The organism is Baaleninema sp., assembly GCF_049974805.1.
Classification (GTDB): domain Bacteria; phylum Cyanobacteriota; class Cyanobacteriia; order Cyanobacteriales; family Geitlerinemataceae; genus Baaleninema.
This window is the reverse complement of the sequence record NZ_JBNGCO010000088.1, coordinates 1-21,579: the sequence shown is the minus strand read 5'-3', so window position 1 is coordinate 21,579 and position 21,579 is coordinate 1. Positions and strand designations below refer to the sequence as shown.

General features: G+C 53.7%; 24 protein-coding genes. 15 read left to right on the top strand and 9 right to left on the bottom strand.

The genetic code is table 11. The annotated features are described in order from the left end of the window. The coding region (locus ACP5D4_RS15895) for a helix-turn-helix domain-containing protein (RefSeq protein WP_428012608.1) at nucleotides 1-385 on the bottom strand (385 nt) is incomplete at its 3' end. Nucleotides 386-508: 123 nt separating this feature from the next. Between ACP5D4_RS15895 and ACP5D4_RS15890 the strand changes: the two genes are divergently transcribed. Together ACP5D4_RS15890 and ACP5D4_RS15885 are read left to right on the top strand one after the other, a co-directional pair. Beyond that, nucleotides 509-1,258: a hypothetical protein gene (locus tag ACP5D4_RS15890; RefSeq protein ID WP_428012607.1), complete on the top strand. Its 750-nt coding sequence runs from the start codon at nucleotides 509-511 to the stop codon at nucleotides 1,256-1,258. 45 nt (nucleotides 1,259-1,303) lie between these two features. After that, complete coding sequence (locus ACP5D4_RS15885) at nucleotides 1,304-2,161, top strand: cytochrome c biogenesis protein CcdA (protein WP_428012606.1); 858 nt, start codon at nucleotides 1,304-1,306, stop codon at nucleotides 2,159-2,161. A gap of 33 nt (nucleotides 2,162-2,194) precedes the next feature. Here ACP5D4_RS15885 and ACP5D4_RS15880 read toward each other — a convergent pair whose 3' ends face one another. Further along, entirely contained in the window at nucleotides 2,195-2,329 is a 135-nt protein-coding gene (locus tag ACP5D4_RS15880; protein ID WP_428012605.1) for a hypothetical protein, read from the bottom strand. Between the two features lie 125 nt (nucleotides 2,330-2,454). Between ACP5D4_RS15880 and ACP5D4_RS15875 the strand changes: the two genes are divergently transcribed. The 6 genes from ACP5D4_RS15875 (at nucleotide 2,455) to menB (ending at nucleotide 7,175) form a co-directional block, all read left to right on the top strand. Continuing rightward, nucleotides 2,455-2,892, top strand: a complete 438-nt coding sequence (locus ACP5D4_RS15875) for an RrF2 family transcriptional regulator (RefSeq protein WP_428012604.1) — start codon at nucleotides 2,455-2,457, stop codon at nucleotides 2,890-2,892. Between the two features lie 78 nt (nucleotides 2,893-2,970). Next, a complete protein-coding gene (gene cysK, locus ACP5D4_RS15870; RefSeq protein ID WP_428012603.1) occupies nucleotides 2,971-3,933 on the top strand; it encodes a cysteine synthase A in 963 nt (320 codons plus the stop codon). A 30-nt stretch (nucleotides 3,934-3,963) separates the two neighbouring features. Next, nucleotides 3,964-4,668 (top strand): J domain-containing protein, encoded by a 705-nt coding sequence (locus ACP5D4_RS15865; RefSeq protein WP_428012602.1) that lies wholly within the window; start codon nucleotides 3,964-3,966, stop codon nucleotides 4,666-4,668. 150 nt (nucleotides 4,669-4,818) lie between these two features. Then, complete coding sequence (locus ACP5D4_RS15860) at nucleotides 4,819-5,175, top strand: phage holin family protein (RefSeq protein WP_428012601.1); 357 nt, start codon at nucleotides 4,819-4,821, stop codon at nucleotides 5,173-5,175. Between the two features lie 9 nt (nucleotides 5,176-5,184). Beyond that, nucleotides 5,185-6,279, top strand: coding sequence for a bifunctional chorismate mutase/prephenate dehydrogenase (gene tyrA, locus ACP5D4_RS15855; protein ID WP_428012600.1), 1,095 nt, complete (start codon nucleotides 5,185-5,187; stop codon nucleotides 6,277-6,279). Between the two features lie 62 nt (nucleotides 6,280-6,341). Then, nucleotides 6,342-7,175 (top strand): 1,4-dihydroxy-2-naphthoyl-CoA synthase, encoded by an 834-nt coding sequence (gene menB / locus ACP5D4_RS15850; protein WP_428012599.1) that lies wholly within the window; start codon nucleotides 6,342-6,344, stop codon nucleotides 7,173-7,175. A 209-nt stretch (nucleotides 7,176-7,384) separates the two neighbouring features. Here menB and ACP5D4_RS15845 read toward each other — a convergent pair whose 3' ends face one another. Continuing rightward, nucleotides 7,385-7,651: a hypothetical protein gene (locus ACP5D4_RS15845; RefSeq protein WP_428012598.1), complete on the bottom strand. Its 267-nt coding sequence runs from the start codon at nucleotides 7,649-7,651 to the stop codon at nucleotides 7,385-7,387. A 311-nt stretch (nucleotides 7,652-7,962) separates the two neighbouring features. Continuing rightward, on the bottom strand, nucleotides 7,963-8,550 hold the full coding sequence (locus ACP5D4_RS15840; RefSeq protein ID WP_428012597.1) for a DciA family protein: 588 nt from the start codon (nucleotides 8,548-8,550) through the stop codon (nucleotides 7,963-7,965). Nucleotides 8,551-8,794: 244 nt separating this feature from the next. Here ACP5D4_RS15840 and ACP5D4_RS15835 point away from each other — a divergent pair, with 244 nt between their 5' ends. From ACP5D4_RS15835 to ACP5D4_RS15815, 5 genes are all read left to right on the top strand, one after another. Further along, nucleotides 8,795-10,003: a hypothetical protein gene (locus ACP5D4_RS15835; protein WP_428012596.1), complete on the top strand. Its 1,209-nt coding sequence runs from the start codon at nucleotides 8,795-8,797 to the stop codon at nucleotides 10,001-10,003. 127 nt (nucleotides 10,004-10,130) lie between these two features. Then, nucleotides 10,131-10,892, top strand: a complete 762-nt coding sequence (locus tag ACP5D4_RS15830) for a PspA/IM30 family protein (RefSeq protein ID WP_428012595.1) — start codon at nucleotides 10,131-10,133, stop codon at nucleotides 10,890-10,892. Nucleotides 10,893-11,151: 259 nt separating this feature from the next. Beyond that, nucleotides 11,152-11,478, top strand: coding sequence for a thioredoxin (gene trxA / locus ACP5D4_RS15825; protein WP_428012594.1), 327 nt, complete (start codon nucleotides 11,152-11,154; stop codon nucleotides 11,476-11,478). A gap of 39 nt (nucleotides 11,479-11,517) precedes the next feature. Continuing rightward, a complete protein-coding gene (locus tag ACP5D4_RS15820) occupies nucleotides 11,518-12,714 on the top strand; it encodes an LL-diaminopimelate aminotransferase (RefSeq protein WP_428012593.1) in 1,197 nt (398 codons plus the stop codon). Between the two features lie 349 nt (nucleotides 12,715-13,063). Continuing rightward, nucleotides 13,064-13,897, top strand: coding sequence for an NF038130 family PEP-CTERM protein (locus tag ACP5D4_RS15815; protein WP_428012592.1), 834 nt, complete (start codon nucleotides 13,064-13,066; stop codon nucleotides 13,895-13,897). Between the two features lie 132 nt (nucleotides 13,898-14,029). Here ACP5D4_RS15815 and hisG read toward each other — a convergent pair whose 3' ends face one another. Together hisG and ACP5D4_RS15805 are read right to left on the bottom strand one after the other, a co-directional pair. Next, nucleotides 14,030-14,680 (bottom strand): ATP phosphoribosyltransferase, encoded by a 651-nt coding sequence (gene hisG / locus ACP5D4_RS15810; protein ID WP_428012591.1) that lies wholly within the window; start codon nucleotides 14,678-14,680, stop codon nucleotides 14,030-14,032. 89 nt (nucleotides 14,681-14,769) lie between these two features. Next, complete coding sequence (locus tag ACP5D4_RS15805) at nucleotides 14,770-15,786, bottom strand: LysR family transcriptional regulator (RefSeq protein WP_428012590.1); 1,017 nt, start codon at nucleotides 15,784-15,786, stop codon at nucleotides 14,770-14,772. An 875-nt stretch (nucleotides 15,787-16,661) separates the two neighbouring features. On the opposite strand from ACP5D4_RS15805, the gene ACP5D4_RS15800 reads away from it, so the two are divergent. Together ACP5D4_RS15800 and ftsH2 are read left to right on the top strand one after the other, a co-directional pair. Continuing rightward, nucleotides 16,662-17,666 carry a phosphoribulokinase gene (locus ACP5D4_RS15800; RefSeq protein WP_428012589.1) on the top strand — a complete coding sequence of 335 codons (1,005 nt, stop codon included), beginning with the start codon at nucleotides 16,662-16,664 and terminating at the stop codon, nucleotides 17,664-17,666. Between the two features lie 231 nt (nucleotides 17,667-17,897). Further along, nucleotides 17,898-19,784 carry an ATP-dependent zinc metalloprotease FtsH2 gene (gene ftsH2, locus ACP5D4_RS15795; RefSeq protein WP_428012588.1) on the top strand — a complete coding sequence of 629 codons (1,887 nt, stop codon included), beginning with the start codon at nucleotides 17,898-17,900 and terminating at the stop codon, nucleotides 19,782-19,784. A gap of 353 nt (nucleotides 19,785-20,137) precedes the next feature. On the opposite strand, the gene ACP5D4_RS15790 is transcribed toward ftsH2, so the two are convergent. The 3 genes from ACP5D4_RS15790 to ACP5D4_RS15780 are packed head-to-tail and all read right to left on the bottom strand — an operon-like array spanning nucleotide 20,138 to nucleotide 21,439. Then, the gene (locus ACP5D4_RS15790; RefSeq protein ID WP_428012587.1) at nucleotides 20,138-20,818 is read right to left on the bottom strand and encodes an SMI1/KNR4 family protein; all 681 of its coding nucleotides are present in this window, start codon (nucleotides 20,816-20,818) and stop codon (nucleotides 20,138-20,140) included. A 7-nt stretch (nucleotides 20,819-20,825) separates the two neighbouring features. Then, nucleotides 20,826-21,290, bottom strand: a complete 465-nt coding sequence (locus ACP5D4_RS15785; RefSeq protein WP_428012586.1) for a hypothetical protein — start codon at nucleotides 21,288-21,290, stop codon at nucleotides 20,826-20,828. Then, a complete protein-coding gene (locus tag ACP5D4_RS15780; RefSeq protein ID WP_428012585.1) occupies nucleotides 21,287-21,439 on the bottom strand; it encodes a hypothetical protein in 153 nt (50 codons plus the stop codon). The genes ACP5D4_RS15785 and ACP5D4_RS15780 overlap by 4 nt, the downstream gene beginning before the upstream one ends. Between the last annotated feature and the right edge of the window lie 140 nt (nucleotides 21,440-21,579).

Below are 21,579 nucleotides of genomic sequence, written 5' to 3'. Positions count from 1 at the left end.
ACAGCAGAGAACGCAATCTCCCCGGTTTCTTGAATCTGGGGAATCCATGTCCTCTTTCCCACATCGAGACAAAGGCTTTCTCTAAACGTCGTAAAACCTGTTGCAGCATTTGAGCATTAGCTGCACCTAGCTTAGGATAGGCTTTTCGAGCTTGGGTTAAGGCTTTGCATTGGCTTGAAAAGCTGGGTCGGGGCGCGTCGGGGGGAATAATGTACTCACCTCGAAGAGAGCATCGGTCGATGAGACAGGCTCTCGACTTGTACCAGTCTTTGCGCTCTGCTAAAGCATAGTTCCAGACCCGACGAGAGGTTTCTAGCCATTCGTCATAGGTCTGTTGCTGCTGTTGGGTGGGCGCAAGCTTGTACTGATACGTGAGGTTAATCATCACCTAAAAACGGCATAACCTGTTTTTAGACTAGCAAAGATCGTTGAAATATGCAATCAAAAAGTCGCCCTAGAAGGGCGAGGCTCTAACCCCAAAATTTTCGGTAGAGTTAGCTCTCTGGCCATGAGACGGTCTCGCACTGGACTCCTAACGCTCTGTGTCTTGGGTTTGCTGGGATGTACGGAACCCACCACTTCCGCCTCGTCCACCGCCTCTACCCCCGACATCGCACCGACGGTAACGCCAACACCTACAGCCACCCCCAGAAGTACTCCCGATCCTTGGCAACAGGGACTCGATACGGCGATGGGGGCGGCTACGTTCGCGCGATCGGCACAATCGGAGTCAGACTGGCAACTGGTGGCGAGTCAGTGGCAACGAGCGATCGAGCTTCTGAAAACTGTTCCTGAAACGCATCCCCACGGCGACAAAGCCCAGGAAAAAATTACTCAATACCAACAAAATCTCGCCATCGCCCAACAGAACGCCGAACGCGCCGCCAACCCCTCAACCCCGATTCCCCGGACAGTGCAACAGCCGTCTCAGTCGTCGTCTCAAACTGCCTCGACGCCTTCGATTCCGGCTAAACTCGCCCTCGCCCGTCATCTCAAAGCGATCGAGGCGAGAGTGTACGAGACGTACTGGTGTCCTGTCTGTCGCTACCAAAAAGAGCAGTTCGGCGCATCGGCGTATGAGGAAATTACCCGCATTGAGTGCGATCCTCGAGGCGAAAACCCACAACCGCAACTCTGCGCCCGCAAAGGTATTCAAGCCTATCCGACTTGGGAAATTAACGGACGCCTCTATCGGGGCGGTTATTCTTTAGATAGACTTGCGGATTTATCGGGATACGAGGGATCTCGTAATTTTTAACCTATTCTTTAACGGTTTTCGATACGCTTTTTCACAGCTAAATCTATGTCTTCTCAACGCGAACCGCTGAAGTACAGATATTTGGTGAAATTTTTTCGACGCTACGGTGTCGTTTTCGCTTTGACGCTGGCGATCGCACTCCTCGCCGCTGTCATCGGACAAACGAACCTTCTCCATTCTTTGGAAACTCTGGCTTTCGACATTGGGATAGGTTATCACGACTGGTACGCCCGACAATCGCTCGATCGCGCCTGGGTTTTGCTTCCCCTGTCGTTTCTCGGCGGCTTAGTCGTCAGCATTTCCCCCTGCGTCCTCGGCTTACTCCCCGTCAACCTCAGCTACATCGGAACGCGAGACATTACCTCTGGTTGGGAAGCTTTCAAAAAAGCCACGGGGTTCGTTCTGGGCGTCGTGACGATGTTGAGTCTCTTCGGACTGTTTTCCGCGTTTGGGGCGGCGGTGTTGATTCAATACGCTGGATTCGTGCGGGTGGGGGTGGGGGCGATCGTTATCCTCATGGCGTTGAGTTTGATGGGCGTCGTCCGGTTGCCCCTGCCCCAAACTTCCGCTAAACTGCCCATCTCGGGTTCGTTTGGTGTCGGCTTAACTTTTGCCCTGGTGAGTTCCCCCTGTAGCAGTCCGGTGATGTTTGCAGTCCTGGCTGCGGGGGCGGAAACGGGATCTCCCGTCTTGGGGGCGTTGGCCATGGCGTCTTTCGCCCTGGGCTTTTCGGCGATTGTCTTTTTCGCGAGTTTGTTCGCCGGACTCGCCAAGCAAACGCGGGCGTTGTTGCCCTATTCGGGGGCGATCGTTAAGTTTGCCAGCGTGGTGTTGTTGGTCTTAGGCGCGTTTTATTCGATCGATGGTCTCTGGTGGATTGCCGCTTGGGTTTCTACAAATTAAAAGAGCTATTGACAAAACTGTAAACATATGATATTAGGCGCCACTTAAACGGACTTCGGCCACATTTTCCGGCCGCGTCACGCACCCTTGTATGCGATCGGTGGGGCGGTGCGTGAGGCGGTAATACGATATCGGCCTGACTTCGGCCACATTTTCCGGCCGCGTCACGCACCCTACCTCTCCTCGTTTTCACCCAAAAACTACCAAACCCCACTGGAGAACCGGGGTATAATGAGGGAACTCTGAGGCGTCATTCCGTCTCGACCCGCAGTCTTTGAGGTTCGGCTTCGATCGTGGAACTTTCTTGTAAAAGTGAATACGCGCTATTGGCCTTAATCGAACTCGCCGCCCACCATGCTAAAGGGGAACCGTTGCAAATTCGGCAGATCGCCAGCCAACAAAACATCCCCGATCGCTACCTCGAACAGCTTTTAGCGACCTTGCGACGGGGGGGACTGGTTCGGTCTCAACGGGGAGCGAAAGGCGGCTATCTCTTGGCGCGGGAACCGTGGAAAATCACGCTTCTCGAAGCCCTCGAATGTATCGAAGGTACTAACAGCCAAAAAGCTCAAACCAGCGATCGACCCCAAACCGTCGAAAGCGATATCGTGCGAGAGATGTGGCAAGAAGTTCGCGATCGCGCCCAGGGAGTGTTACAAAAATACACGCTTCAGGATCTCAAAGACCAGCGAGATGCGCGACATCAAGTCAATATCATGTATTACATCTGAGGCGCTCGTTCCCCGATAGCGGACGCGCGATCGCAGTACTCGACCTAACCCTCGAATTTTTTGCAATCCTAACAACTTATGAAAATCGCCAACAATATCACCGAACTCGTCGGACATACCCCCCTGGTTCAACTCAACCGGATACCTCAAGCTGAAGGCTGTGTCGCCCGTCTCGTGATGAAACTCGAAGGGATGAACCCGGCCGCGTCGGTGAAAGACCGCATCGGCGTCAACATGATTAACGTCGCCGAACGAGAAGGGCGCATCACTCCCGGCCAAACAATTCTCGTGGAACCCACCTCGGGAAATACCGGAATTGCTTTGGCCATGGTGGCCGCCGCCAGGGGATACAAGCTGATTTTAACCATGCCCGACACCATGAGCGTGGAACGCCGCGCCATGTTACGCGCTTTTGGCGCCCAATTGGAACTGACTCCCGGCGTTGAAGGAATGCGCGGGGCGATCGCTCGCGCTTCGGAAATCGCCGAAAATACGGAAAACGCCTATATGTTGCAGCAGTTCCAAAATCCGGCGAACCCGGAAATCCACCGCAAAACCACCGCCGAAGAAATTTGGAACGATACGGACGGTCATGTTGATATCCTCATCGCTGGGGTGGGAACGGGCGGAACCCTTACCGGAATCTCCCAGGCGTTGAAAAAACGCAAACCTTCGTTTCAAGCCATCGCCGTCGAACCCTCCAACAGTCCGGTGTTGTCCGGCGGAAAACCGGGACCCCATAAAATCCAAGGAATCGGGGCCGGTTTCGTTCCGGAAGTTCTCGATACCAACCTCATCGATGAAGTGGTGTCCGTCTCCGACGAAGAAGCGATCGCCTACGGCCGCCGTCTGGCTGCTGAAGAAGGCTTGCTGTCGGGGATTTCCACGGGGGCGGCCTTGTGCGCGGCCTTGCACGTCGGCCAGCGTCCGGAAAATGAAGGTAAACTGATCGTGGTCGTGCAACCGAGCTTCGGCGAACGCTATTTGAGTACGCCGCTGTTCCAAGACCCGCAACTGACGATGGAAGCTGTGTTGACGTAAGTTTTGACGTAAGTTTTGACGCGATCGCCCGTGAGAAACGAGCCAAACCATTACGAGGTTTTAAAGGTCGATCGGTCTGCAACCCAGGCCGAAATCAAACAGGCTTACCGTCGTTTGGTGAAGCTGTTCCATCCCGATCGCAATCCCGATCGCTCGGCCAAAGAGGCGATCGTGCAGATTAACGCAGCTTACGAGGTTCTCGGCGATCGATCGTCCCGTCAATCCTACGATCGACGCCGAGACGCCACCACTGCGAGATCGACCCGTCACGCGCGATCGAAAACCGCGTCCACCTCCACCGCCAACCCTCGCACCGCCCGTAAAACCTCCCGCAGCGCCGACGAATTGGTGGCGTTTTGGCTGCAACGAGTCTATCGTCCCATCGACTTTGAACTCGATCGCATCCTCGAAGCCCTCGACCCGCAAATCGACGAACTCTCCGCCGACCCCTTCGACGACGAGTTGATGGAGAATTTCGCGGTGTATTTAAGTCAGTGTCGCGTGTTTCTCGATCGCGCTCAAAACGTCTTTCGATCGACCCCCAACCCCTCCTCCCTCGCTGGAGTCGCCGCCGATATCTACCACTGTCTCAACCAAGTCCACGACGGCCTCGAAGAATTAGAATACTTCACCCTCAACTACGACGATCGCCATCTCCACGTCGGCCGCGAACTCTTCCGCATGGCCCGAGGCTTACAAGAAGACGCCTACAGTCGAATCCAGCATATTTTGTAAAAACATATTTTGTACGAAACCCCGTCGGAAATTTCTGATTCGAGTTTCCTAGTTGTTCGAGTCTTTCCAGTTGACGAAACGCCGGAAAACCCCACCCAACCCAAAAATCGGCAGCGTTACAATGAAACTTGTCGCGTCAAACGAAAAACGATGCCGAAATTTCTCGTAACTTGGCTGCTAACAGCCCTAGCACTCGTCATCACGGCCTATATCGTCCCCGGCTTGACACTCACAGGCTTCACCGCCGCACTCATCGCCGCCGTGATTCTCGGATTAGTCAACGCCGTCGTGCGTCCGATTTTAATCCTGCTGACCTTGCCGATTACAATACTCTCGCTGGGACTGTTCCTGTTCGTGATTAACGCCATCGGCATTTGGCTCGTGGGCTATTTTACCGCTGGCTTTACCGTGAACGGATTCCTTCCAGCACTGGTGGGGTCGATCGTCTTGTCGATCGTAACGAGTATTCTCAACAGCCTCGCCGGACGGGAAGTCGAAAACAGTTAAAACATTTAGATGAGCGAAAATTCCCTTCGAGATCTCGATCGCCAGCTTGTGGAACTGCTGGGAAAACGTATCGCGTTATTAGGGCGATCGCACCCTAACGAACTCACCCCAGACTCGACAATCGAACCGTCGGAACTCCAAAAGGCTGGGGTTCCGGCTTTTGTTTGGCAAGATGTCGTCAGTGGTTGCACCGCTGCCTTAGCCCGTTCTCCCCTCTCCGTTGAAGGCGAACCCTCCCGTCGCATCGCCATCGTCGGCGGAAAAGGGATGATGGGGCGGTTTTTCCAAAACCGCTTCGAGGCCGCCGGCCACGAAGTTCGTCTGTTGGGACGGACGGATTGGGACGATGCAAAAACTTTACTCGGCGATGTCGATTTAGCCTTAATTTCGGTACCGATCGATCGCACCCTGGACGTAGTACGCGACACGGCGAAATATCTCCCCCCCACCGCCGTTTTAGCCGACATCACCAGCATTAAAACCCCCATCGTGGAAGTCATGTTAGCCGCCCACAGCGGCCCGGTGGTAGGCTTGCACCCCATGTTCGGACCCGGCGTCGAATCCTTCCTCTCCCAAAAAGTCGCCATCTGTCCCGGTCGAGACCCGCAGGCGTCGCAGTGGTTAATCGACTTAATGGACCGAGACGGCGGCGATTTGGTCTACTGCACGCCGGAAGAACACGATCGCATGATGGTGACGATTCAAGCAATTCGCCATTTCTCCACCTTCGGCTTGGGGGTCTTTCTGGCCGAGGAAAACATCGATATCGGCCGCAGTTTAGACCTCTCGAGTCCCATCTACCGCATGGGTATCGATACGGTGAGTCGCCTCTTCGGTCAAGACGCCTCTCTCTACGCCGATATCATGTTAGCCAACGCCGAACGCCGGGAATCGATCGCCCGTTTAGCTGAAACTTTTACCCGATTGGCGCAACTCGTCCAAGCCCAAGACCGCGAAGGACTCATCGAAGCGTTTCACCAAGCCACCAGTACCTTCGGCGACGAAACGGAACGGGCGGTTCGCGAGAGCGATCGACTCATCAACGCCATGAGCGTCCTCTTAGCCGCCGATCGCGTCCTACAGCGGCAAACGCCACCGCAATGAGATGATGGGGATAACGGCTCGATCGAGCCAAATCACCGTACATTGCAACTCGTAACTCTTACATGGAAGCGAACTGGCAAACCGCGAAAACCTACGAAGATATCCTCTATCACAAAAGCGACGGTATCGCCAAAATCACGATTAACCGTCCCCACAAACGCAACGCCTTTCGACCGAAAACCATCGTCGAACTGTACGACGCCTTCGCCGACGCCCGAGAAGATACCCAAATCGGCGTGGTGTTGTTAACCGGTGCCGGCCCCCACACGGACGGGAAATATGCCTTTTGTTCCGGCGGCGACCAAAGCGTTCGGGGAAAAGCGGGGTATGTGGACGACGAAGGTATCCCCCGCTTGAACGTTTTGGACTTACAACGGCTGATTCGATCGATGCCCAAGGTGGTCATCGCCTTGGTAGCGGGATATGCCATCGGCGGCGGCCACGTCCTTCACGTGGTTTGCGACCTCACCATCGCCGCCGAGAACGCCATTTTCGGACAAACCGGCCCGAAAGTGGGCAGTTTTGACGGCGGGTTTGGGGCGAGTTATTTAGCCCGCATCGTCGGTCAGAAAAAAGCCCGCGAAATTTGGTTTCTCTGTCGCCAATACGACGCGCAGCAGGCGTTAGAGATGGGATTGGTCAATACTGTGGTTCCCGTTGAGGAGTTGGAAACCGAAGGCGTAACCTGGGCCCGGGAAATTTTGCAAAAAAGCCCCATTGCCATTCGCTGCCTCAAAGCTGCCTTTAATGCCGACTGCGACGGACAAGCGGGCTTGCAAGAACTCGCCGGAAACGCGACGTTACTCTATTACATGACGGAGGAAGGTGCCGAAGGCAAACAAGCCTTTTTGGAAAAACGATCCCCCGACTTTCGCCAGTATCCCTGGCTTCCTTAGCTGGCAAACCTTTGAATGGCGATCGCCGCGATCGCTCTCAGCCTGCCTCTGGGGTTTGAGACTCCTTTCCCCTCCAGCCTGTTTCAGCCTGGAGGGGTCGATTCGATCGGGGTGCTGGTTAAGTCTGTTCGCTGCGATCGATTCCACCAACGGCGATCGTGCTGGCTACTCCAGAATACCCAGACTCAGGTGAAATTTAAACCCTGAAATTAAACGGCCGTTTTCACCGTTTCCGACCGGACGGGACGTTTTTCCTCGTGAATGATATCGTGTAGTGCTGCTTCATGAGACACGATCGAAATCGATTTTTCCAGATACTCCCAAGAGGGTGCAAACGGTGGAAATCCTAGCGAACAGGCTTTCCATCCACCACAAACGGGAGCGCCAAGCTGTTGGCACTGTCCTCCTCGACGCCCTTCGGGGGTGTAGTATCGGCAAGACCGACAGGTTGAAATCGGGCAGCTTTGAGGTTTCATAGAAGTTCTTTAAAATTCTGAACTCTTTTATTACTCTTAATTGTAGATCGATCCTTATTTCTCGATCCCAAAGAAAATATAAAATTTAGTCGTTTTACGTTGTTTGATTAAGTTTTGATACTTTTAATGAATTATCTGTAACAAAAGACGGTATAGAGGAATACATTAAGCTAAAACGGTAGAAAAACAGCGGGGATCGAGTTGAAAGTGTTTTCAGATTTTCAAAAGTTTCGGGATTAGAGGGGCGATCGATGGAGGTATTTTACATTCCTTAACATCGTAGCGAGATAAAGTCCCTCGGCTCGAGAAAGCTAAGAGTCCCTAAATTGCCCCCCAGATTCACCAAAAGAACGAGAGGCGCACAAAGCACAGACCGACCATCGTTGTAACTCCCCTGGCGGTGTCGGACAGTGACATTGAGGACAGAGGGGGAGTCCGTCGGTGCGATCGCCGAGACGTTGGGCCCACCCTTGAAACGCTTCTCGGGGAGTTTTCGCCGAAGGACGGGGCGATCGCTGCGGCCGCGACGGCAACGCCGAAGGAGACCACAGGCTTGGATGCTGAGACAAATCGAATTGAGGCGCCGGATCGGGCTTTTCTTGGTGGCGATGCCACAAGGCTGGCGAAAAGCGGATATCCGTCAGCGGCGGCGACAAGCGAGCGTTAAGGGACGCCAGTAACCTCCTGCGCTTAAACTGCAACTGCTGCGCCCAGACCGGCGTGGCCACCGCCACCTGTAACACCTGACGAGACAGGCGTACCGGGCGACTGTAGCGGGCGATGGCGTCCCCGGCGACCTCCGCCCACAGGCGATCGATCTCGTCGAGTTGTCCTTGTTCCGGGGACTGAGACAGCCCAGAAAGCGACCTTAAAATGCGATCGATCGATTCAAAACTCATAAATTTTCAATCTCTCTCCTCACTCCCTAAAAGTCTCTAGCGATCGCCTGAAAAATACCTTCAAGCGTCTCTTTTCTTTCAAATTTCTTCACAAAGCCTGTCCTCCTGTTCCCGACCCGAACTCTGGACGGAGGCGAAGGTTAGGATTAAACTAATCACAAAACAATTCGGACGACTATATCCGTTTGTTACACATCCGTTTGTTCCACCGTCGCGATCGAGAGAAAGGCTGGAGTCGAAATTCATGCGTCAACTGTCCTCTACGAAATCTGCCCCCGTCACAGCCAAGTCCTCATTAAATCCAGCTTTGCAGATGGCTTTGGGGAGTTTGGACGTTCGGCTCGACAACGAACTCGAACGATATCGCCTCGCCGCCAAACGCCTGAAATCCACAGCCTCTCGAACGCCGAGTTCGCCTCCTACCGTGAAAATCGTCGAAGGCCGGCTCGCACCGCCGCCCCCCTCGAACGCCCCCGCCTCCGAAACCGCCTCAGACGACAGCCCCTCGAGTTCGACGCCCCTTCCCGAACAGGTAGAACTTCCCGCCGCTGACGCATCCAACGACGCGCCCAACCTCGCCGCCGACGTTGCCCCCAGCAGCATTCCGCCTCAAGACTATCTCGAATCCTCCGAAAAACTGCTCGACAGCCAAATCGAACCCGTTTCCGAACCCTCCGAGGATCGATCGCACAAAAGTCTCATGACCCCGTTAGGCGTCGGGTCGATTTTACTGTTTCTAGCCGCCAGCGCCACCTTGGGTTACGTCCTGGCCAACCCAAACAGCTTAGACCGCTTGGGTCTCGACAAACTCCTCGGTCGCGAAACCACCGGCCAAACCGACACCGATACCGCACCCCCCGACGCTTCCGACAGCGAAACCACAGCCGAAACCCAACCCCGCGTACCTAGCTCCCCCGATTTAGCCTCCGAAGAATTCGTCGAACTCGACTTAAACACCCTCAGCGGTCTCGATCCCAAAGTAGACGCCCCCGTTCCGCCTCCGGTGGCCGCAAGTCCCAGCCCTCAAACCTCACAACAAGGCTCTCAAGCCCAGGACACGACGCCCCAAGAAAACACCCTCGACAACATTTCTGCCTTACTCGCGCCTAAATCCAATCCTCCCGCTACTGACGAAACCGAAGAAAGTTCCACGACAACGGAAGAAACAACCGCAGAAGCAGAGGCAGAGACGGCCGAAGCCCGTCCCGAACCCGCGATTTCGCGCAACGATGACTATTACGGCTTTTACTTCGTTCTCGTCGATTACGACGGTAACGCAGCTACCCTCGATCGCGTCCGAGAAGTCGTTCCCGATGCCTATTTACGGGAATTCCCCAGCGGTACGAAAGTCCAAGTCGCTGCCTTAGACGATCGCCCCAGTGCTGAAGACTTCGCCGACGCCCTAGAACAAGACGGCATTTCCGCCGAAGTCTGGGCAGACCGGGAACAGTGAACAGTCAACAGTCAACAGTCAACAGTTCCTCCCCCTCTCCCCATCTCCCAATGGGGCGCTGACTGGTTAAACTGGAAAGAGGAGCGAGTGTCTTCAGTTGTCAACCGCCAGAAGGAAATAGAGAGTTATGGGACTATTCGACCGCATTAGCCGCGTTGTGAGAGCGAACCTCAACGATCTGGTGAACAAGGCGGAAGATCCAGAAAAAATTCTGGAGCAATCGATTATCGATATGCAGGAAGATTTGGTGCAACTACGCCAAGCCGTCGCCAAATCGATCGCCCAGCAAAAGCGAACGCAACAACAGTACAACCAGGCGCAAAGCCAAGCCAACCAATGGCAAAGCCGCGCGCAACTGGCACTGCAAAAAGGTGATGAAAACCTCGCTCGCGAGGCGCTCGTCCGTAAAAAGTCTCACGCCGAAACGGCAACGACGCTGAAAACGCAACTGGATACGCAGTCGCAACAAGTCGAAACCCTCAAGCGCAGCTTGGTTCAGCTCGAAAGCAAGATTTCCGAAGCCAAAACCAAGAAAAATATGCTCAAGGCTCGGATTCAAGCTGCCAAAGCCCAAGAGCAACTGCAAACCACCATGGGTTCGATTAACACCAGCAGTGCGATGGGTGCCTTCGATCGAATGGAGGAAAAAGTCCTCGAGGCCGAAGCGCGATCGCAAGCCGCAGGGGAACTCGCCGGCGCCGATCTCGAAAGTCAGTTCGCGATGCTCGAATCCGGTAGCGACGTGGACGACGAACTCGCCGCCATGAAAGCTCAGATTGCAGGAGCTGAAGAACCCAAACAACTGCCGGAAGGAGAAACTCCGGCGGCGTCTTCGGCAGAAGTGGACGACGAACTCGAAAAACTGCGGAAAGAGTTAGACAACCTCTAGGATGGTCTGTACGGCCTTCACTGCACCGCTGTTGTAACTGAGTCAGGGAAACCCAGTCGGGATCGATCGAGCGCGATCGAACGTGCGAGGTTTCCCTTTTGTTTGTCGTTGTCCTCCTCGAAGACGGCTCGTCGCCGTCAGTCGTTCGTATCTGGCGAACCCTCGCAGAACTTTAACGTCGAGACAGTATCGGTTTACACTGTGTTTTTGAACGCACGTTTCAACTCGCGATCGTTAAAGTCAGTCGATTCTTTCAATCATGAGTAGCCCTGTTACGATTACCGATTCCCAATTCGAGGCTGAAGTCGTTCAGTCCGAAACCCCTGTGTTAGCCTACTTTTGGGCGACCTGGTGCGGTCCTTGTCGGTTAGTGTCGCCGTCGATCGACTGGGCGGCGGCCGAATATGCCGATCGCCTGAAAGTGGTCAAATTGGAAGTCGATGCCAACCCCGACACCGTAAAAGAGTATAAAGTCGAAGGGGTTCCCGCCCTGCGATTTTTTAAAAACGGACAGCTCGTCGAGTCCCGAGAAGGGGCGATTACCAAACCCAAACTCGGCGAACTGATCGACTCGGTTGTCAGTTAACCCGGTCGTTTTTTCTGTCTCTGGCCCCTCTACCTTCTCATGGTTCACTTCGCCCAACGCCTTAACCCTCTCCGCGCCAACGTTTTCGCCGATATGGATCGCGCCAAAGCCAAAGCGCGATCGCTGGGGCGAGACCTCATCGATTTGTCTCTGGGATCGTCAGATTTGCCCGCAGCGGACTTCGTTCTCGACGAAATCGCGCGATCGCTTCGCGATCCCAGTACCCATCAATACCTGCTGTTTCACGGAACGCGACCGTTTCGCGAAGCCGCCGCCGCCTGGTACACCCGCAAATACGGCATTGACGTCGATCCGGAAACGGAAGTTCTGCCCCTAATCGGTTCTCAAGAGGGAACGGCGCACCTTCCCCTGGCAATTCTGAATCCGGGGGATTACGCCTTACTCCAAGACCCCGGCTATCCCTCCCATTGCGGCGGGGTATATTTGGCCAGCGGGCGAATTTATCCCATGGCCTTACGAGAGGAAAATCAGTTTCTACCGGATTTCGAGGCGATTCCGTCTGAGGTTTTAGACCGGGCGCGAATGATGGTTTTGAGTTATCCTCACAACCCGACCACGGCGGTGGCGTCGATCGACTTTTTCAAACGGGCGGTACAGTTTTGCCAGAAACAGGACATCGTGTTGGTTCACGATTTCCCCTATGCCGATTTAGTTTTCGAGGGCGATGCGCCGCCTTCAGTATTGCAAGCCGATCCCGAAAAACAGGTTTCGATCGAATTCTTTACGCTGTCCAAGTCTTACAATATGGGCGGATTTCGCGTCGGTTACGCCATCGGCAACGCCGAACTGATCTTAGCCTTGCGCCAACTCAAATCCGCCATCGATTTCAACCAGTATCGAGGAATTTTCAACGGTGCGATGGCAGCCCTCCAGGGCGATACAACCGTTGTCACCCATACCGCAGAAACCTTCCGCAAACGTCGAGATGCTTTTGTCGAAGCCTTACAGGGCATCGGTTGGAACGTTCCCAAACCTCGGGCGACGATGTACGTTTGGGCGAAACTGCCCGAACCCTGGCAGAATCATTCCATTGAATTCTGTACCCAGCTCGTCGAAGAAACGGGAGTCGCCGCCTCTCCGGGGGCGGGATTTGGCGAAGGCGGCGAAGGCTACGTTCGATTTGCCTTAGTTCACGAGCCGAGGGTTTTGCAAGAAGCCGTCGATCGTATTTCCGTGTTTTTACGGAAGCAAAACTCGAGCTTTAAGAATTCCTAATCGATCGCGGATCGGCATTTACCGAACTATAAAAATCCAAAACGGTATCGACCCCAATTTCACCGAAGGTGCGATCGCGATCGCACCTTTTCTTATTGCAATCTTTATAGAAAAGGCCAAAAACTCTATTGGAACTTTAAGGTTTTGAGACAGTCGTTTCATATAATTAGAACTAAGGTTGAAGTCGGGCAGTGCATCCAAAGACTTTAAAAGACTTGGGAGGATAAAGAGCGATCGCCCAGCCAGACGCTAGGGCTGAGACTCGAACCCGTCGCTCTCTCGACCTCCTACCACCATAGATTTTCTGAAGTTCGAGCGTTCTGCACACACTGTTTGGGGATTCGTAACCATGTCTGGATTGGTCAATAAAGTTTTAATTAGCGCGTCGGCAATGGGACTCAGTGCCTTCGTTGCCGCCCCCGCCTTCGCTGGAAGTATAACCGGAGCGAGCGTTTCTGGCACTCACCTGCTCTACGAAGCACAAGGCACCTCCACCGTTCTCAACAACTCCGCCGACCTCGCGGACGTACTGCAAGGTGATTTCAGCAATCCTGGCGGAAACATCGAACTGTCGGGAACCACCAGCCACAGCAACGCCGCAGATATGACGAACGCCACTGTCCTGCAAGGCGCGGTCGATGGTGAAAACGTCTTCATCAGCAGCCTGACCACCAACGATTGGCTCTCGGGAAACTATGGAAACCGTCTGATCGATAAGTGGTTCTACGAGGCTTGGCACGATACCTCGACCGGTTTTCAAACCTGGGTGAGTGACAACTACTCCACCACGGATTACAGCGCGGCTTTGATGGGCTTTGAGATGTTTGGCGGCTACAAACGCTTTAGCGATCCCAACGTCAGCTATGTCAACACAGACAGCAGCGGCGATCTCTTCGTCGGCTTAGCCGGACACCTCAACCACAGCAGCGGCGTCAACCTGAGCGAAGTCGTCAAAGTCACCTACCAAGGCGACACCAAGTTTCTCTACGCAATGGGAGACGCTTTTGACTCCGGCATGACGAGCGTGGACGACGGCGTGTCTCACACTGGCTTGTACAACCTGCGCTTTAGCGACAACACCAACGTCCCGCCTGCGGCAGACGTTCCCGAACCCTCCACGATGCTCGGGTTGTTGGCAGTCGGAAGCCTGTTCGGTTTAGCCAAACGCAAAGTCGAAGCGTAAAGGCGATCGCATCCAAGTTTCGACCGAAATTTTAAGAGTTTCGGGTGCTGAGTTGGTCAACCGAGACAACGAACGGATACAAGGGAGCCGATAAAGGCTCCCTTTTCTTGGGCGTCTTTCCTGAGCGTCTTCCTACTGCAACACCGGAGTTTTAACCGTTCCCCGGAGTCCGTCAACGACCTCGTGCAGTCCGTCCGCATCGAGGCGATAACTCAGAGGATGCGCCACCAGTCGAGCCGTACTTTCAAACAACACGGCAATTTCAATCAAGCCGTTTTCCTTCAACGTGCGTCCCGTAGACACCAAATCCACGATCGCCTCAGACATTCCCGTAATCGGCCCCAGTTCCACCGAACCGTACAGCGGCACGATTTCCACCGGTAAATCTAACTCGCGGAAATACTCCCGCGCACAGCGAACAAATTTCGACGCCACGCGGCCGTGGGGCGGCAGTTCGATGGGTTGTCGGTAAGGACTCGAGGCTTTCACCGCCACGGACAAGCGACAGCCCCCAAAGCCCAAATCCGCTAAATGGGCAACTTTCGGCTGTTTTTCCCGAAGCACGTCGTAACCGACGATACCCAGTTGAGCCTGTCCGTATTCGACGTAAACCGGAACGTCTTGCGCACGAACGAGTAAGCCTTTGGCCGAGCCGCTGGCATCGACGATTTGCAGTTGTCGGTTCGAGGAGTCGAGAAACGCACTGAAATCGAGACCGAGCGATTTCAGGCGATCGATACTGTCTTTAAGCAGAGAACCTTTCGGCAGAGCAATAGTCAGCATAAACCCAGTGATGAAGGTGATGATGTGGGGAGATTTCCCATCATCCCATCATCCCATCATCCCATCATCCCATCATCTCGAGCGTACCCTCACGAGGACGAACTTTCCTCAACCGTCTCGATGGTTTTGGGGGCGTCGATGTCCTCTTTCGTCACCGCCGGTTCCACGAGTTTGCGATCGAGTTCCTGACTCGAAAATAGCGGTAAAATTTCCGTAATAAAAGCTTCGGCGGCTTTCGAGCGATAGCGGTTGGGATTGTAAATCACGTTGAGGGTGCGTTTGACCACCACATCGTCAATCGTCGTGCGGTGTAACACGCCCATTTGTAACTCTTTTTCAATGGCCGATACCGAGACGAACGCCGCCCCCAAACCGGACTGAACGGCACTTTTAATCGCCTCGATCGAATTGAGTTCCATCTCCAGCTTCAAACGTCCCGTATCGATACCGCAACGAGAGAGAACGCGATCGATTACCTTACGAATCGTCGATTGAGAATCGAGGGCGATGAAATTCAACTTGTAGAGTTCCTCTTTCTCGATCGATTCCTGTTGAGCCAAAGCATGAAACGCCGGTAAAATCAACGCCAGCTCGTCTTCCGCGTAAGGAACGATTTCCAACGAATCCTGTAAGTCCGTCGGCACTTCCCCCCCAACAATGGCCAAATCCACCTGTCCGTTGGCCACGCTCCAAGACGTGCGTCGCGTCGAATGCACGTGAAGCTGAACCGCCACGTCCGGATACCGCTGTCGAAACGCGCCGATGGTGCGGGGTAACAAATAAGTTCCCGTCGTTTGAGAAGCGCCGACGATTAACGTTCCCCCTTGAAGATTTTGCAAATCCTCGATCGCGCGACAAGTTTCCTGACACAGCGTGAGAATTTTTTCCCCGTAACTGAGTAACAAATGCCCCGCCTCAGTCAATTGCGCCCGTCTACCTCCTCGATCGAACAGCGGTACGTTTAACTGCCGTTCGAGATTTTGAACTTGTAGGCTGACGGCCGGTTGAGAGACGTACAGGCTATCTGCTGCCCGCTTAAAACTCCCCTCAGATGCAATAGCTTTGAGGATGCGTAACTGATCTAGGGTGAAAGGAAGGTCAGACATAGGGATAAATCTGCAAGGGGAAAGGTGCCTATCGGCAACCCACTGATGCCATTGGTGTGAGTGTTGAGGGCGAACCGTTTTCGATCCCTCTCAAACAACGACCCTACCACAACCGCGAGTCAACTCCTTCAAAGATTTGTTGCTCGATCCCCCAAAAGTGCGATCCTCAGAAGTCACACTCGCCATCGAACACTTGTAGGGGCGATCCCCTTTTGGTAAAATCTATCGCACAACTGGTACTAATACTTAAAAACACGCCCTTAGTCTTCCCAAGCAAACAGCAGACCTCCTGCTGTAGTATGATCGCGTTAACTTGACGCGGGTTTCGGGAAACGTCCGTGGCAAGCTCTATCGCTAGAGCCAGGTCGTTCTCGATCGAACCGTCTCTGCTGACGGCGATCGGTTCGGGGAAAGATCTCATGCACAGTAGTAGCATCCAGCTTTCCGAGGGACGAGTTGCGAGCTGGCTTGGCAAGAATCCTCGCGTCTGAGATCGATACTCGAGCGCGGGAAACTCGCCCAAACCAGTAAAGCAATCTTCCGATCTGCGTTCGCAGCGGTAGTCCTCTCTGGTAAGGTAGTCATGGCAATGGGGAAACGCCTCGATCGCCAAGGCTGGAGTCGCCCTTCCACAATCGACACAAACGTACAGGCTGAGCCTGGTGTACAGTGCGACCTGTGGGAAACGAACTAAAAAATTGAGATCCGGTTAACGGCGGTGAGACACATCGTCGGAACCTGTAGCGGGGGAAACGGCCTGCCGTCCTCCCCAAACAGGAAATCCTAGGAGCGATTCTAGGAGAAACTCGACGCCATCGTTTTAGACTTGGCGTGGGGAGATGTTACACAATCATACGTGTCGATAGAGGAAACTTATGAGCACGAAGCCAGATCGCGTGGTTCTTATTGGTGTTGCCGGGGACTCCGGTTGTGGAAAATCCACGTTTTTACGCCGACTCGCCGATTTGTTCGGTGAAGACATGATGACAGTCATCTGCTTAGATGACTACCACAGCTTAGACCGCAAAGGACGGAAAGCGGCCGGCGTGACCGCTCTCGATCCGAGAGCCAACAACTTTGACTTGATGTACGAACAGGTCAAAGCCTTAAAAGAAGGAAAATCGGTCGATAAACCCATTTACAACCACGAAACTGGAGAACTCGATCCCCCGGAACGAGTCGATCCGAACAATATCATCGTCATCGAAGGTCTGCACCCGATTTACGACGAGCGCGTTCGGAACCTGCTCGATTTCAGCGTTTACCTCGACATCAGCGACGAAGTTAAAATTGCCTGGAAGATCCAGCGCGATATGGCAGAACGGGGCCATACTTACGAAGACGTTCTGGCCTCGATCGAATCTCGCCGCCCTGACTTCGAGAAATACATCGACCCTCAAAAACAACACGCAGACGTCGTCATCCAAATTCTGCCGACGAACCTCATCAAAGACGACAAAGAGCGCAAGATCCTGCGCGTACAGTTGATTCAACGCAACGACGTCGATGGCTTCGAGCCGGTTTATCTGTTCGACGAAGGCTCTACCATTCACTGGACGCCTTGCGGTCGCAAACTGACCTGCTCTTATCCCGGTCTGAAACTGTTCTACGGCCCCGATAACTACTACGGTCACGATGTTTCAGTCCTCGAAGTCGACGGTCGCTTCGACAACCTCGAAGAAATGATTTACGTCGAAGGACATCTGAGCAACACTTCTACGAAGTACTACGGCGAACTGGCTCACCTGCTGCTGAAGCACAAAGAATATCCCGGCGCCAACGACGGAACGGGCTTGTTCCAACTGCTGGTGGGTCTGAAGATGCGCGAAGCTTACGAACGCCTCACGGCTTCTGATTCTAAGGTTCCTGTCGAAGTCTAGGGTTTTTCTAACTCTATCTCCGAGAGGTCAGCACCAACGGTGTCTGACCTCTTCTTTTTTGAAGAGGCGAGGGTTGAAGAGGCGAGGGTTGAAGAGGCGATCGCTTTAACGGCCGTCCGGAGGCTGACTTCGACGCCTGCCAGAAAGATATGTTACATTTGATTAAGATTATGAGTTAGCAAAGCTGCTTAAAAATAATCGTTCGTTGCCGAAACCGGAGATAGCTGCAATATGAAATTTTCTTGGAGAGTCGCTTTACTCTGGGCGCTGCCGATCCTCGTCATCGGATTTTTCCTGTGGCAAGGCGCGTTCTCTTCATCCGCTGTAACGGCTGGAAATAACGCCGCTGCAACTCGCATGAGTTACGGTCGCTTCCTCGACTATCTCGAAGCCGGCCGCGTCACCAGTGTCGATCTCTACGAAGGCGGACGCACCGCCATCGTCGAAGCCGTCGATCGCGACCTCGACAACCGCGTGCAACGGCTGCGGGTCGATTTACCGGCCAACGATCCCCAACTGATCGCCCGACTGCGGGAAGCCAACGTCAGCCTCGATAACCACCCGCCCCGGAACGACGGCGCCATTTGGGGACTGTTGGGCAACCTCGTCTTTCCCATCCTACTGATTGCGGGCTTGTTCTTCCTGTTCCGTCGCTCCAGTAACGCCCCCGGCGGCCCCGGACAAGCCATGAACTTCGGGAAGTCTCGGGCGCGGTTCCAAATGGAAGCGAAAACCGGGGTTCTCTTCGACGACGTGGCCGGGGTAGACGAAGCGAAGGAAGAACTCCAAGAAGTCGTCACGTTCCTGAAAAAACCCGAACGCTTTACCGCCGTCGGCGCTCGCATTCCCAAAGGCGTGTTGCTAGTGGGACAACCGGGAACCGGTAAAACCTTATTAGCCAAAGCGATCGCCGGAGAAGCCGGGGTTCCCTTCTTCAGCATCTCCGGTTCGGAATTCGTGGAAATGTTCGTGGGTGTGGGCGCCTCCCGCGTGCGCGACCTGTTTAAAAAAGCCAAAGAAAACGCGCCCTGCATCATCTTTATCGACGAAATCGACGCCGTAGGTCGTCAGCGTGGCGCCGGAATCGGTGGCGGTAACGACGAACGGGAACAAACCCTCAACCAACTCCTGACGGAAATGGACGGTTTTGAGGGCAATACCGGAATTATCATCATCGCCGCCACCAACCGCCCCGACGTTCTGGATTCGGCACTGTTACGCCCCGGACGGTTCGATCGCCAAGTTTCGGTGGACGCTCCCGATATCAAAGGTCGCCTGTCGATTCTGGAAGTCCACGCCCGCAATAAGAAACTGGCACCGGAAGTCTCCCTCGATGCGATCGCCCGTCGCACCCCTGGATTTACCGGGGCTGACTTAGCCAACCTGCTCAACGAAGCCGCCATCCTCACCGCTCGCCGTCGCAAAGAGGCCATTACAATGGCTGAAATCGACGATGCGGTCGATCGCGTCGTCGCTGGGATGGAAGGCACTCCCCTCGTCGATAGCAAGAGCAAGCGTCTGATTGGCTATCACGAAGTCGGTCACGCTATCGTTGGGACTCTGCTGAAAGACCACGACCCGGTTCAAAAAGTCACCCTGGTTCCGCGCGGACAAGCTCGGGGTCTGACCTGGTTCGTTCCCTCGGAAGACCAAACCCTGATTTCTCGCTCTCAAATTCGCGCTCGCATTACGGGGGCTTTGGGCGGACGTGCCGCTGAAGAGGTGATTTTCGGCGATGCGGAAGTCACCACTGGCGCGGGGAACGACTTGCAACAGGTGACGAACATGGCCCGTCAGATGGTGACGCGGTTTGGAATGTCCGATCTCGGTCCGATGTCCCTGGAAAGCCAATCCGGTGAAGTGTTCTTAGGTCGCGACTTGATGACGCGATCGGAATACTCTGAAGACATCGCCGCTCGCATCGACGCTCAGGTTCGCACGATTGTCGAACAGTGCTACGACGATGCTTGTCAGATTATGCGGGATAACCGCGCTGTTATCGATCGACTCGTCGATTTGTTGGTGGAAAAAGAAACCATCGACGGCGAAGAATTCCGTCAAATTGTTGCAGAATACACGGACGTTCCTGAAAAAGAACAGTACGCCGCTATTCTGTAGGACGTTCGGTTAAGGCAAAAACGATTCAAGTCAAAATCGTTTTTCACAATTACAAATTCACAATTACAAACACCTCGGGCTTGTCTCGAGGTGTTTTTTGGCATAACTTCTAGCCAATCTACAACGGCATTGTTCCCATGTCTATGTCTAGCAATCCGAAGGCAGCCTTCCACCTACAAGCCCCTCTATCCCCCCGGTGAAGATTTCTGGAAACCCAGCTCCTCGGTAACGGAGGATTTATAAATCGCATGTGAATCGCGTATAAATCAAAACTATACTATATCAAAAATCAAGCGCCTATTTGGGTGAATTTAAACTCACGAAAAAACATAAAAATGTAATCATTTATAGTATTAAAACAATAGGATTAAAACAACAGGACGAGTCGAATCCGTTTCCCCATGATTTCTTAGCTCAAGAAAATTGCGATATTCCGCCTGCATCATGTCGCGAAACGATAGATAGCGATCGGCGCCGGGAAGCAAATCGCTAAAAAACCAAGCTTCCCATTCTCCATCCGCCGTGACGATCTCGGGATTGAGAAGATAAATGGCAGATTCCCCTTTTCGGCTAATTTCCAAAGCCGTATGTAAGTACTCAACCCGCAACTGACTGCAATCTTGCTCGTCTCCGTATACCAAATAAGTTTCGTCGGGAACCGAAGGAATCGGAAACGAATTATTGCCAGTCGTTCGATTGTTCTGACGACGGCGATCGCGTGCGACGAACGCTTCAATCCAGGCTCGATGTCGGACTCGAAACCATTCAATATTTTCCATAGACCACAGGCGATCGATAAACGGCGTCGTCCGACGCCAACCGTTGGAGACTTTTAAAAACTCGCGATAAGATGTCGGTAGCCTCGTCCCCAAACGGGTTTCAGCCTGAAGAATTTCTGCCTCAGTCGCCCCAGGAAACCCCAACCAGCCCGACTCGATCGCCTCTAGAGACAGTGGCTCGCCCCGATCTTCAATTGATTCCAGTAACTCCTGGCTCCACTGTCTCAAAAAGCGTTCCCAGTCGAAAGTACTCATAGTAAAATTACAGAACTTGAAGCCAGGGCAATTCAAAAGAAGAAGCGGCTACGGGTTTGGCAGAGTTTCGATCTTGAAGAAGGACGAGTACCTGTAACAGGTGTATGCCTCTGCTTAATTGCAGTTCAGGGAGTACGATCGCATAGTGAGATCGACCCGAACTGAGAGGTTTCGGTGGTGTTTCGGCGAAGGGGGAAGACGCCGACGAGCGATCGGTGAGGTTGCGAAGATAACATTGAGCGCGGTACGTCAGAGGGCGATCGCCCAACTCGACGGACTCGAGTTCGGACTCGAGTTCGGGAACACTCACATAAATCTCCAAACTAAACCGTTGGTTGCTATTGAGAAGCGGATCGGGAAAAATCCGACCCGAGCGATCGATAAATTTGGGCGTTTGAGTGGTCGAAGGCTGAAGTAAGCGCAAATGTTGGATTTCCAACGTCAGGGAGATGGCGGGAGGAAGCGGTTTCACCACGCGATCGTTGAGGGTTTCGGTGTCCGTTGTACCACTTCTTCGATGGCGATTCCGTTCCATTCCTCGCGGGTGTCGGTTTCTCGATGGACAACCTGCGTGTTCCAAGCGTTTTGTGTTTCCTGAATTTCCACGAGAAACGAGGCCAAGAGCTGCCACGTTCCTTCCTCGTTTGGGACTAGACTATCTGCCACCAACTCATCTTTCCCTAGATCGCAAAGATGTATTAAATATCTAAATAGGGTTTGCTGAAAAAGTTATCAAAAGCCGGGGGGTGGAAAACGAACAA